The 12,275-nt window shown below is 59.6% G+C and carries 11 protein-coding genes; all 11 read left to right on the top strand.

What is annotated here, in order from left to right:
• The first annotated feature begins 1 nt into the window (after position 1).
• Positions 2–745 carry an ATPase domain-containing protein gene (locus tag MEMAR_RS04670; protein ID WP_011843794.1) on the top strand — a complete coding sequence of 248 codons (744 nt, stop codon included), beginning with the start codon at positions 2–4 and terminating at the stop codon, positions 743–745.
• 3 nt (positions 746–748) lie between these two features.
• Positions 749–2,602 carry a type II/IV secretion system ATPase subunit gene (locus MEMAR_RS04665; RefSeq protein ID WP_011843793.1) on the top strand — a complete coding sequence of 618 codons (1,854 nt, stop codon included), beginning with the start codon at positions 749–751 and terminating at the stop codon, positions 2,600–2,602.
• Positions 2,603–2,605: 3 nt separating this feature from the next.
• Complete coding sequence (flaJ, locus tag MEMAR_RS04660; protein ID WP_011843792.1) at positions 2,606–4,204, top strand: archaellar assembly protein FlaJ; 1,599 nt, start codon at positions 2,606–2,608, stop codon at positions 4,202–4,204.
• The gene (locus MEMAR_RS04655; protein WP_011843791.1) at positions 4,204–5,322 is read left to right on the top strand and encodes a hypothetical protein; all 1,119 of its coding nucleotides are present in this window, start codon (positions 4,204–4,206) and stop codon (positions 5,320–5,322) included. The genes flaJ and MEMAR_RS04655 overlap by 1 nt, the downstream gene beginning before the upstream one ends.
• Before the next feature lie 48 nt (positions 5,323–5,370).
• Entirely contained in the window at positions 5,371–6,177 is an 807-nt protein-coding gene (locus MEMAR_RS04650; protein WP_011843790.1) for a CheF family chemotaxis protein, read from the top strand.
• Positions 6,178–6,246: 69 nt separating this feature from the next.
• Positions 6,247–6,609: a response regulator gene (locus MEMAR_RS04645; RefSeq protein WP_011843789.1), complete on the top strand. Its 363-nt coding sequence runs from the start codon at positions 6,247–6,249 to the stop codon at positions 6,607–6,609.
• Positions 6,610–6,611: 2 nt separating this feature from the next.
• Entirely contained in the window at positions 6,612–7,646 is a 1,035-nt protein-coding gene (gene cheB / locus MEMAR_RS04640) for a chemotaxis-specific protein-glutamate methyltransferase CheB (RefSeq protein ID WP_011843788.1), read from the top strand.
• Positions 7,639–9,621 carry a chemotaxis protein CheA gene (locus MEMAR_RS04635; protein WP_011843787.1) on the top strand — a complete coding sequence of 661 codons (1,983 nt, stop codon included), beginning with the start codon at positions 7,639–7,641 and terminating at the stop codon, positions 9,619–9,621. Before cheB ends, MEMAR_RS04635 begins: the two co-directional genes overlap by 8 nt.
• A gap of 12 nt (positions 9,622–9,633) precedes the next feature.
• Positions 9,634–10,248, top strand: a complete 615-nt coding sequence (locus tag MEMAR_RS04630; RefSeq protein WP_011843786.1) for a chemotaxis protein CheC — start codon at positions 9,634–9,636, stop codon at positions 10,246–10,248.
• A 17-nt stretch (positions 10,249–10,265) separates the two neighbouring features.
• Positions 10,266–10,757, top strand: coding sequence for a chemotaxis protein CheD (locus MEMAR_RS04625; RefSeq protein ID WP_011843785.1), 492 nt, complete (start codon positions 10,266–10,268; stop codon positions 10,755–10,757).
• Positions 10,742–11,905, top strand: a complete 1,164-nt coding sequence (locus tag MEMAR_RS04620; RefSeq protein WP_081432595.1) for a ligand-binding sensor domain-containing protein — start codon at positions 10,742–10,744, stop codon at positions 11,903–11,905. The genes MEMAR_RS04625 and MEMAR_RS04620 overlap by 16 nt, the downstream gene beginning before the upstream one ends.
• The last annotated feature ends 370 nt before the right edge of the window (positions 11,906–12,275 follow it).

Genomic DNA, 12,275 nt, shown 5'->3' with positions numbered 1-12,275 from the left:
AATGGCAACGAGCGAAGAAGCAAACAGCAGTGTTCTCGAGATGCCCGACAAGACGATCCTCTCGACCGGAAACACCGAACTCGACAAGAAGATCGCCGACGGCCTCCCGCTCCAGTCGCTCACCCTCATCGAGGGTGAGAACGACACCGGAAAGAGCGTGCTCACCCAGCAGATCATCTGGGGCGCCTTGAAACAGGGGTTCAACGTCGACCTCTTCTCGACCGAGAATACGAGCAAGAGTTTCCTCACCCAGATGGAATCGATGAGCCTCGATGTCTCCGACTACTTCGCCTGGGGCTACTTCCGGGTATTTCCCATGCACGTCGTCGGGTTCGAGTGGACGAAAGAGAAGATGCAGGGGACGCTCGAGCGGATGATCCACTACATGGAGCAGAGCAAGGCACAGGTGATCGTCATCGACTCGCTCACCCTCTTCACCGAGTACGCCAAGCAGGACACGGTTCTTACGTTCTTCACGAACTGCAAGAACCTCGTCGACCACGGCAAGACCATCCTCGTAACCCACCACACCTACGCCTTCGTCGAAGACTCCCTCGTCCGGATTCGCTCGATCTGCGACGCCCACCTCTTCATGAAGAAGGCGCTCGTCGGGGGCAAATACGTGATGATGCTCGAGGTCGTCAAGGTTCGCGGCGCACGAAAGACCACGGGCAACATCATCAGTTTCGAGGTTCACCCCGGGTACGGCATCAAGATCATCCCCGTCTCGGTCGCGAAGGTGTGAGAGATGGGATCGGCGCTGGAAGCAACGGTAACCCTCCCCTTCGAGCCCGAGTTCATCGACGAGGGGAACGACTGCTACAACAACGTGGAGTCCTGCGCACTCTACCGGATGCTCCCGGCAAACGCCCGCGACTACGTCAAGGCGAGCCCCCACCTGCTCGAGTACCTCCACATCCTGCCGGTCAACACCGTCGGCATCCCGCTCTTCCTCTCGGAGCTGAAGCGGGACTTAAAATCGATGGAGAACCCGAACATCATCTACCCGGTGAACGAGACGACGTTCATCCACATCTTCCCGGACCCGAACGACGTCCGGAACTGGTACATCCCGATCGAGCCGGCATTTCTGCACTCTGTAAAAGAGATCCTCCCGGTGATCGAGGAGAAACTGATCGATATGATCGATGCCCTCGAGGAGGAGCCGGTGACCGAAAAGGCACGGATCGGGGTGCTGAAGAATTTCATCCAGCAACTCGTCTACATCAAGAAGCCGGGCGAGGTGATCGACAAGTCCCTGCTTGCCGGCGGGAAATCGAAAGACCTCAAACTCCGGATCAAGACCTTCCTCACCTCCGAGATCGGCGCGCCGAAGCGACCGCAGGTTTCGGGGCGCCAGGAACTTGCCGACGGGCGGATCATCCTCACGCAGCAGGAGTACAAGGCGCTCGAGTACATGATAATCCGCGACAAGATCGAGATGGGGACGCTCAAACCGTTTCTCTCCGACAGGTATATCGAGGATATCACCTGCGACGGCGTCGGGCCGATCTTCATCGAGCACAAGATCTTCAAAGGGTTGAAATCGGTCATCGGGTTTCGGGACTCCCAGGAACTCGACAACTTCGTCGTCAAACTCGCCGAGCGAATCAAACGGCCGCTGACGTACAGGAACCCCATCGTGGACTCGACCCTCCCCGACGGCTCGCGTATCAACATCGTCTACGGAACCGAGATCAGCAAGCACGGAAGCAACTTCACCATTCGTAAGGTGAACGAAGTGCCGCTGAGCATCCTGCAGGTCATCGAGAGCGGGGCGTGCGACTACATGATGGCCGCCTACCTCTGGATCTGCCTTGAGTACGGGATGTCGATGTTCGTCTCCGGTGAGACCGCAAGCGGCAAGACGACGACGTTGAACGCCCTCACGACCTTCCTCCCGCCCGAGAACAAGATCGTCACCATCGAGGATACCCCGGAACTGACCGTTCCCCACAGGAACTGGACACGCGAGGTCGCGAAAGCCAAAGGAAAGGGCGAAGGGGAAGGCTCCGAGGTCACGATGTTCGACCTCCTCAAAGCTGCGCTGCGTCAGCGCCCGAACCAGATCCTGGTCGGTGAGATTCGTGGAGTGGAAGGGTCCGTCGCATTCTCCGCAATGCAGACCGGCCACCCGGTGATGAGCACCTTCCACGCAGCGTCGGTCGAGAAACTGATCCAGCGTCTCTGCGGCGACCCGATCAACATCCCCAAGACCTACGTCGACAACTTAAACCTGGTCATCATCCAGAGTGCGGTAAAACTCCCCCAGGGGGGAACCGTGCGGCGGATGCTCAGCGTCAACGAACTCGTGGGCTACGACCCCGAGACGCAGGGATTCTCCTTCATGGCGGCGTTCGTCTGGGACCCCGCCACCGACTCCTTCACCTTTACCGGGAAAGGAAGCAGTTACCTGCTTGAAAACAAGATCGCAACGATGCTCGGCATCCCCGAGAACCGGCGGGCCGAGATCTACGATGAAGTCGATAAACGCGCCAAAATTCTTGAACGGCTTCACAAGGCCGGGTACACCCAGTTCTGGGATCTCTTCCACATGACCACGAAGATCAAGAAGCAGGGTCTGCTCAACATCGAGGTGTAAGCGTTGTTCGAGGATGTAACCGAACGACTGCGGGCGGCAAACCAGGGGAAGATCCCGTTCGAGGAGCAGGCAGAATCTCTCGACAACCTCCGCTCTTCCATCCTCGAGAACAAGAAGATGGAGCAGGATCTGCTCTTCATGTACACCTACATGGCCGCGATCACCACATCCACCGTGACCCGGCCGGAGATCTTCCAGTACACCTCCGAGCGGTTCGAGTACATCCCGTCGCGCTACATAGCAAAGGTGCAGCGCCTGGTCGCCGGGTGGGGCCAGAATTATTCCAACGCCCTCCGGGCGGTCGCGGAGCGGTGCCGGAACGGAACCCTCCAGAGCATGCTCAACCGCTACGCCAACTCCATCGACTCCGGTGTCCCGGACGACGACTTCATCGCCACGGAACTCTCGAGTATCCGGAGCATCTACCGGAACACGTTCGAGCAGGGGATCGAACTCCTGAAAAAGTGGGGCGACGCCTACATCGCGATGCTCCTCTCGGGAGCGCTCGTCGCGATCATCATCATGATCTCGGTGGCCATCTACGCCCCCGAAGGTATCGAGTCGGCGCTGAACTCATCCTACCTCATCATCCTCGCAATATCGGTCTTCGGCCTCTTTATCATGTACCGGGCCGTCCCCGACGACCCCCGCACGCACGGCCTCACTGAGATCTGCTCAAGGGAGCAGGACGTCATCCGGCGGCTGGAACGCCTGATCCTGCCGGTCACCGCCGCAATCGGGCTGATGCTCATCCTCGTCGGCGCCAACGCGGGCATCATCTTCCTGCTTGTCGGCCTGCTCCTGATGCCGCTCGGGGTCATCGGCTACATCGACGACGCGAACGTCATCAACCGGGACAACGATTTCGCCACGTTCATCCGGGGGCTCGGGTCGATCATGGGCGGCAAGGGCATCACCACCGGCGACGCTCTCCAGGAGGTCGACCGGAAGTCGCTCTTCCACCTGGAGCCGTTCATCAACTCGGTCTCGTCGAAACTGAACCTCGGGCTCGATGAAGCCGGGAGCTGGAAGAAGTTCATCGGGGAGACCGGCAGTTACCTGATCTACAAGTACATGAACATCTTCCGTGACGCCGTGGCTCTCGGCGGGTCGCCCGACGCGATCGGAAAGATCGTCGGTTCGTCGATGCTCGAACAGGTGCTGCTCCGGAGGAAGCGCGACATGATGGTGAAGGGGTTCGTCGTCCTGCTCGTGCCGATGCACGGGGCGATGATCGGCATCTTCGTCTTCCTCTTCGAGATCCTTCTCTCGATGTCGCGTGCCGTGACGGAGGTGATGGATCACTTCGCCGAGTCCTCGGCAGCACTCTCGGGAGGAACGTCTTCGATCGGCGGTTCGATGGCAACGTCATTGAACATCTTCGTGAACTTCCCCGAGGACGTAATGCGAACCTACGTAGTAACGATCCTCTTAATGCTGACCGTTGCAAACATGCTTGCAGGAAAGATTGTCATGGGTGGCGACCGATACCTGTACTACTTCTTCGCAAGCCTGCTCTGCGTGGCAACCGGTGCCGTCTACATCATTGCACCGATCATGGTGAGCGCATTCTTTAACATTCCAGCATTCGTGGAGGTGTGATGTTGAGAGAAGATATACGTCGTCCGCTTCTGTTTCTAATAACCGTTGGTACAGGCTCCGTGATCATCGTCCTCGACGCAACCGCCGAGGTCGTCATCGCAAGCACCGTGCTCGCAGGGTTCCTCGCGCTCGTCGTCACCGGGGCGCTCGACGTTGCAGACCTGAGACCTTCGAGGCTGCGCGCCGCGCTCCGGGAGCGCAAGAAGGAACAACCCGATGTGCCGATCGAAAAACCGGGTGCACCGGCAGAGAGCCCGGTCCCCACCCCGGGACGCCCGTTCTCCGGGATCGACCTCTCCGGTATGCTCGGGACACTCAAGGTATCGGTCCTGGAAGCGATCGCACATGCCCGTGCTCCTGAACGAGAGAAGAAGAGCGGCATCGAGCAGATCGACGCCATGCTCGACCAGACGGTCGAGGGGACGGTCCCCGACCCGTCCATAACCCCGGCCCCGCCGAAGGCCGGCGGGAACACGGCCGATCCCCTTGCTTCGCTTGCAGACATCGACATCGACTCACTGGAGGGGCTCGACATCGACGGCGAAGCGTCCGGCCCCGGGACGCTGTTCGAGCACGACCAGATCTCCCTGCTCTCGGCGGAGGATGCGGATGCCATATCGGATATTCTCAAGTCGCACCAGAGCGAGCTCGATGACCTCGACATTCCGTCCGGCATCGATCTTGCCGGAGACGCCGGCGAGCCCGACGCCGCCCTCCCGCCGGTAGCAGCGGACGTCCCGGAGCTGCCCGGAGACGACGGCATGCCGGACATGAGCGCGTTGAGCGAAGATCTCTCCACGCTCGACGACCTGGATCTCGACGAGATCGAGATCGAGGGCGAAGAAGAGGATGAGACCGACGCCGAAGAACCTGTCCCGGAAGAAGACATCCTCGGGGAGATCGAGGAGGAGACAAAAGAAGACTTCGACATGGTCTCCTTTGCGTCCGGCGGCGCGGTCGAGGACGACCTGATCACCGCACTCAAAGCCGACGCCAAAAAGAAGACGTTCGTGGAGGATATCAGCCTGGTCCGCGAACTGAAAGGGGAGAAGTTCCATGCGAAAGACCTGGCGGCGGGGCTCGAGGATGTCCTCACGGCAATGAAATCACAACGATGATGATATCGCGCAGGATAGAGTAATACAGAGGAGACGAGGGAAGCAAAGATGAAATCAGTTCCGATAAAGGTCGAGCACGAAGGCAAGTGGATCCCGACGACGATGGGCATCGCTGAGGATCGTTTCCGCATCGATGCTCCCCTCAATCAGGAGATCCCATACAAATCCGTGGTCGATCTCGAGGAGAAGAAGAACCAGGTGATCATCACCGCCGGGGCGACCGGTGAGGGGGTCTACCGTATCGCCTCGGTCGAGAAGGTTCTCCTGGTCTTAAAAAAGTTCATCATCACCCAGGCGAGCGCCTACCGGCTGAACGCTTTCTTCATGTCGCCCGCAATCCGCGGGGGGGTACTCGTCCAGAACGCGCAATGGGAGAAAGGCGCGATCACCGTCATGAAGACCGGCATCTGGTTCATCAGCCAGGAGAAGCAGGTCTGCATCCCTCTCGACGAGGTGACCGGCATCGAACTTACGTCCCGGGAGATCCAGGAGAAAAATCTCGACGTCGTGAAGATCGACCACCTCAGCGAGAACGAACTCGTGACGAGTTTTGTTCTCTGCCCGCTGACGACGCTCCAGGTTCTCTACAACTTCCTCAAAGAGGCGGCGCACGATACCGAGGTCAGCGAGGAGATCGATCCCCTGACCGGGCAGGTGGCCATGCTGGTCTACAGCGGGATGGACTCGAGCGCCATCGAGAACATGCTCAAACTCTCGCACAAAGACCTCGACGTCATCTACGAGAAACTCCTCGGCTCGGGGCTCGCCGAAGTACTCTATGTCAGAAAGGAAGTACAACTAACCCCAAAAGGTGTTAGATACATCTCAGAGTCTGTAAAATCTCCATTAGATTAAAAACTTTATTTCTTCAAAATAAGAAGGTATATATAACTTTTTTATCAAATATTCAGTGAGTGGTGTTCGATGGGGAGAATCCTAATCGTCGATGATACAATGTTTATGAGGACGCTGCTGAAGAACATCCTCTTCTCCGGCGGGCACGACATCGTCGGTGAGGCAGCGGACGGGGCGGAAGCCCTCGCCAAATATCAGGAACTCAAGCCTGACCTCGTTACTATGGATGTAGTCATGCCGAAAGTGAACGGGATCGAGGCGCTCAAGGCCATCAAAGCAGCCGACCCGGCAGCAAAAGTCATCATGTGCACGGCGGTCGGCCAGGAGCAGATGGTCAAACTCGCCGTCAAGAGCGGTGCGAGAGGCTACATCGTCAAACCGTTCCAGGCTCCGAAAGTTCTCGAAGAAGTCAAGAACGTTCTCAGTGCGTAACCATGATACGGGTTTTGATCGTCGACGACTCGCTCTTCATCCGCACGATTCTCCGGGATCTGCTCAAAGACAGCCCGGAGATCGAAGTGGTCGGAACAGCGGTCAACGGCATCGATGCCCTCGAAAAGATATCCGATCTAAAACCCGACGTCGTCACGCTCGACATCGAGATGCCCCGGATGGGCGGTCTTGAGGTCCTCGAGACGCTGCAAAAGGCGAGCGCAAGACCGAAAGTGATCGTCTTGAGCACGCTGACCTCCCGTCAGGCCGATATGACCCACCGGGCGTTGCGGCTTGGAGCAGACGATTTCATGCTCAAACCGAGGGACGTTCCGAACGTCAGGGGCATCGAAAAAGAACTCGTCCAGAAGATCAGAAATCTTGTCGTGCTCCCGACGATCATAAAACCCCCAGCAGTCAGCCGGAATGAGGCGGATGCAGTCGTTGTGATAGGCTCTTCTGCCGGGGGACCGCCGATGCTCGATACGCTCCTCTCCGCGCTTCCGCCGGACCTGCCTGCCGCCGTCGTCGTCACCCAGCATATGCCCGAGGGGTTCACCGCATCGCTCGCCGAGCGCCTGAACAGAGTCTCTGCTCTTCCCGTGAAAGAGACCGCGAACGGAGACAATCTGCAGGACGGAATGGTCCTGCTCTCAAAGGCCGGGTTCCACACAGTCATATCGGGAGTCGTATCGGGCAACGGGAAAACCCACGGGCGGATCGTCCACTCGACCGCTCCCCGCCTGCACGCGGTTCGGCCTGCCGTCGACAAGACCTTTGCCTCGGCAGCACGCGTCTTCGGCTCGCGCACCGTCTCCGTGCTCCTCTCGGGGATGGGGAACGACGGCGGCGAGGGAACGCTCGCAGTGAAGGGTACAGGCGGCAGGACGATGGTATGCGCCGAAGAGGACTGTCTCGTATACGGGATGGCGCGCTCCGCTCTTGCCAGGAACTGCGTCGATAAGGTGATTCCGCTCGAGAGTCTCGCGCGCGAGATCACGAGAGCAGTCAGCCAACTCGAGGTGAATCATGTTTGACGAAGAGGGATATCGGAAGCTGTTTGTTGAGGAATCACGGGAGAACCACGAGAACATCGTGAACAACCTGCTCGCTCTTGAGAGCGGAGATGACCAGCATACAGCCATCGACGAGATCTTCCGGTCCGCACATACGCTCAAGGGGATGTCGGCATCGATGGGCTTTGATGCGATGGAGCACCTCTGCCACTCGATGGAGGACGTATTCTCACTCATCCGTAGCGGCCGGCGCGAGGTGACCGCGTCGCTCACCGACCTTCTGCTCACCTGCACCGACGCGATCGAGGGGATGCTGGATGCCATCGAAGCAGGAGAAAAGCCGTCCGACGAGCAGTCCACAAGTCTGGTCCAGGATCTCCAGGCATTTGCCGAAGAAGAGGAGGAGGGAGGCGAGCAGGAGACTCCCGATATGGCGGCTTCCGCCGGGGTTCCTCCCGAACAGGCAGAAGAAGCCGACGGCCGGCCGCTTTATACGTTAGCAGTCGCCGTCGACCCGTCCAGCACCATGAAGGACATCCGGGCAATGCTGCTCCTGCAGAACCTGGAAGAGATCGGGACGGTCCGTTCGACGACCCCCTCACGGGAACTCCTCGAGGACGGAAAATTCGACGGGGCGTTCGAGATTCTCATCGAGAGCGAGGCAGGGGTGGATGCGCTCAGGACGATCGCTTCCGGCACGGAGATCTCGCTCCTTGCTCTCTCTACTTCGCAGTCGCCGACGGTGGCTCCTCTCGCGATCCCCCCGGTGGCGAGCGAGGAGGTTCGAGCGCCCGAACAGGCCCCCTCCGAACCGCAGATCCCGCCGCCGCAGGTACAGCGGGCGGTGAAAGCCGAGAAGAGCCGGGAGATCAAGAATATCCGCGTCGACATCCAGCGGCTCGACCGCATGATGAACCTGGTGGAGGATCTGGTCATCAACCGCGGACGGCTCGAGCAGATCGCAAAGAAGCACGGCATCAAAGAGTTCGACGAGGCGCTCTCCATGGTCGGCCGTTCCGTCTCCGACCTTCAGAACCTCATGATGGGGATCCGGATGATGCCGCTCGAGCGCATCTTCAACCGCCTTCCCCGGGTCGTGCGGGACGTTGCAAACCACGACGGGAAGGAGGTCGAGTTCTCCATCGAAGGCGGCGAGACCGAACTCGATCGGAGCATGATGGACGGGCTCTCCGACCCGCTTCTGCACATCATCAGGAACGCCGTGAACCACGGCATCGAGACGCCGGAGATCCGCGAAGCCGGCGGTAAACCCCCCAAAGGATCGCTGCGGCTGACGGCAAGGAGGGACAAGGACAACGTCGTCATCGATATCGAGGACGACGGTGCCGGCATCGATACCGAGAGACTCCGGAAGAAGGGCGTTGAGAAAGGTCTCATGACGGCTGAAGCGGCGGCAAGCGCAACGAAAGACGAACTGGTCGGCCTGCTCTTCGAACCCGGGTTCAGCACGGCCGAGACGATCACCGACATCAGCGGCAGGGGTGTCGGGCTCGATGTGGTCAAGAAGACGATAGAATCGCTCAAAGGATCGATCAAGGTCGAGACAGAGGTAGGCAGGGGAACGAAGTTCGAACTTGTCCTCCCCCCGACGATGGCGATCATCGATGTCATGATGGTACACATCAGCGGCATGCGGTGCGCCATTCCGGTCAGCAACGTCGTCGAGGTGGCGCAGACGAGACCGGAGGCTATCCACCGGATCGGCAACAGCGAGGCGATCCTGCTCCGTGACCAGACCCTTCCGATGCACCGCCTGGAGGATATGTTCGGCCGGGCTGAGAAGAGCGACACGCTGGTCGTGCTGCAGAACGACGGCAGGAGATGCTGTATCGTCGTCGATTCCGTCGACGGTCAGCAGGAAGTGGTGGTGAAACCGCTCTCCAGGATTGCAGGCAACTGCCGCGGGATCAGCGGGATCACCATCCCCGGAGACGGGGATGTCGTGCCGGTACTCGATGTAAATACAATGATTTAGGAGAGAATTCTCATGGAACTGAATCCGTTTCAGAAAGACGCGCTGGCAGAGTTTGGGAATATCGGTGCAGCACACGCGGCGACGACGTTATCGCAGATGCTGATGAGCCCGATCGAGATGACGGTGCCGGAGGTGCTGGCCATCGATATCGCCGATCTGCATAACCACATCAGCAACGAGATCTCGGCCATGGTCGTCTTCCAGATTCAGGGGGAGGTCGCGGACGGTGGGTATGTCGTCGTCAGCATGCCCCGGGAGACCGTCATCCAGCTGACCAACCAGATGCTCGGCACCACCGATACCGATCGCGAGATCAACGAGATGGACCAGAGCGCTGCGATCGAGATCGGGAACATCATGATATCGGCGTTTCTCGATGCGACAGCCGAACTGCTGGGTATCGTCATGCTGCCGTCTCCCCCGGCGCTGGCCATCGATATGGCGCATGCCGCCTTCGAGTCCATCGTCGCGCAGGTGGCCGGCGACGTGAACGACGTCCTGATCTTCAACACCGAGCTCACGAGCGAGGCGCCGCCTGTCTACGGGGGCATCTACATGCTCCCGAACGCCGAACTTACGCAGCAGCTGTTCGTCATGCTGGAACAGATGATGGAACCGCTCTCATAATCAGCCTCCGGGATATCATGGAGAACAATTTTTTTGGTGAAGAGACGGCGATAATCCTGGGTCTGGGCGAACTCCGGGTCGGGAAGTGCCCGATGGGGACGATCGGGCTTGGTTCCTGTATCGCGCTCATCCTGCACGACGAGCGGAGGGCCCTTGCGGGGCTCGCCCATATCATGCTCCCCGAAAGCCGGGGGGTGACCGATCGTCCCGGGAAGTTCGCAGATACTGCCATGTGCGCGCTCCTCGAGGAGATGACGAAACTCGGAAGCTCAAAATCCTCGATCACCGCAATCGTGGTCGGCGGTGCAAGCATGTTTGAGTTTTCGGCCAACTCCCTGAATATCGGCGAGCGAAACGCCGCTGTGGTGAAGGAACTGCTTCAGGAACAGGGCATCAGGATCGAACACGAGGAGACCGGCGGAAAACTCGGGCGGTCTGTGTACTACTGGCCGGAGGGAAAGGGGCGCCTCATCATCAAGAGGGCGGACGGGACATGTATCGCGCTCTGATCCTCATTTTAGCCGCGGCATCTCTATTCACCCCTCTTGCATCTGCTCTGTACGTCGAGGTGCCCGATTATCATTCGGGCATCGCGTCCGCCGGGGTAAAGGATGCGATCAATGGCCGGTACGGAGACGTCATCTTTGCGACCGACAGCGGTATCTCGGTGTACATGGCGAACGGCACCTGGCATTCGGTCAACGCGAGGCATCCTGAAGAGACGGCGTATGGTCTGCTCGCGCCTCTCGAGACCATGGTCACCGCGGTCGCCCTCGACGCGGAGGGGCACCTCTGGATCGGATACCCGAACGGGCTGCAGATCGGAGACGGGAAGGAATACCGTGCCGTCCAGGATCTGGATTTCCTCAAAAACCTCAACGTCAACTGCATCGAACGGTGGGGGGACGAGATGTGGATCGCCACCGGGCGGGCGGGCCTCCACCGCTGCCACGGGGATGACTGGACGTGGTACAAGCCGGCCGGGCCCGAGGGGCTCGGGTGCCATACCGTCGTGAGCATGGCGGTCGATGCCGCGAGCGATGCGCTCGTCATCGGATCGGAGAACGAAGGTATCGGGGTGCTCAAGAATCGGACGGGCGACATCCGCTTCGAGCGGGTCACCTACGGTAACGACACGCTTCGCGGGGTCTCGGAGGTGCGGGTCGATCCGTTCGGAGGGGTGTACCTCTTCAACCGCACGACGGTTCTCCATTACGCCCCCAATGCGGGGGTTACACAGGTCCTCGGCGCCGAAGACCTGGGCGCGTTCCCGGTCATGATCAACGACGTCGCGGCGACACCCGAAGGGATGCTCTACATCGCATCCGATAACGGGATATACGCGCGGAATTCGTCGGGCGTCGCCCTGCACATCACGTCGGGGGACGGTATCCGCGTAAACATTGTCAAGAAACTTTTCGTCGACGCCGACGGCCGGTGCTGGTTCATCGTTCCCGGGAACGTGGGCTACATCCCGCAGATGACGGAGCACGCCACCCTCGATCTCTCCGCCGCCCCGGTGCCGGCACCGGAAGTGACGGAGACGCCGCTGCCTCGGACCCCGACACAGGTGGAGACACCCGAAGAGGCTGCCGGGCTGTTTGAGGGGGTTTGGGCTTTCTTTGAAGGGTTGATCGGCGCGGGGAGCCGTGGGTGAACGGGGCTTGAGGCGTAACCAGAGATTCCGGGAAGGCAGGTGCCTCCGACCATCGCAACACTACGGTCAAATGCACAGGCGTGTTTGAGCCGGCCTGTGAGTTAGTTGGGCGTATCCTCAAAGACTAGAAGCTGCTTGTTTGCCCGGCAATCACAGGTACCCCCTTTTGACGAGACTGATGGAACGTTAGAGGCCCGGAAAAAACCCGATACACTGGACCGTGGGAATACCGCCACGGGGGGTGGGGACAGGGGAGGGGGGTCTCCCCCCTCCCCTGCAACCCCACCCCCAGACGCGATATTCACTGGAAAACCGTGTTTGGGACGCCGACGAACGTGACTCTGTTTCCAATTAAATCTTCGTGGTTACT

This window comes from Methanoculleus marisnigri JR1 (assembly GCF_000015825.1).
Classification (GTDB): Archaea; Halobacteriota; Methanomicrobia; order Methanomicrobiales; family Methanoculleaceae; genus Methanoculleus; species Methanoculleus marisnigri.
The sequence above is the reverse complement of the archived record's forward strand: the minus strand, read 5'-3'. Positions and strand labels throughout refer to the sequence as shown.

Excerpts from the sequence above, each read along its gene's own strand:
- MEMAR_RS04670 (WP_011843794.1), top strand. The coding sequence starts at position 2 with ATGGCAACGAGCGAAGAAGCAAACAGCAGTGTTCTCGAGATGCCCGAC.
- MEMAR_RS04665 (WP_011843793.1), top strand. The coding sequence starts at position 749 with ATGGGATCGGCGCTGGAAGCAACGGTAACCCTCCCCTTCGAGCCCGAG.
- MEMAR_RS04655 (WP_011843791.1), top strand. The coding sequence starts at position 4,204 with ATGTTGAGAGAAGATATACGTCGTCCGCTTCTGTTTCTAATAACCGTT.
- MEMAR_RS04650 (WP_011843790.1), top strand. The coding sequence starts at position 5,371 with ATGAAATCAGTTCCGATAAAGGTCGAGCACGAAGGCAAGTGGATCCCG.
- MEMAR_RS04645 (WP_011843789.1), top strand. The coding sequence starts at position 6,247 with ATGGGGAGAATCCTAATCGTCGATGATACAATGTTTATGAGGACGCTG.
- cheB (WP_011843788.1), top strand. The coding sequence starts at position 6,612 with ATGATACGGGTTTTGATCGTCGACGACTCGCTCTTCATCCGCACGATT.
- MEMAR_RS04635 (WP_011843787.1), top strand. The coding sequence starts at position 7,639 with ATGTTTGACGAAGAGGGATATCGGAAGCTGTTTGTTGAGGAATCACGG.
- MEMAR_RS04630 (WP_011843786.1), top strand. The coding sequence starts at position 9,634 with ATGGAACTGAATCCGTTTCAGAAAGACGCGCTGGCAGAGTTTGGGAAT.
- MEMAR_RS04625 (WP_011843785.1), top strand. The coding sequence starts at position 10,266 with ATGGAGAACAATTTTTTTGGTGAAGAGACGGCGATAATCCTGGGTCTG.
- MEMAR_RS04620 (WP_081432595.1), top strand. The coding sequence starts at position 10,742 with ATGTATCGCGCTCTGATCCTCATTTTAGCCGCGGCATCTCTATTCACC.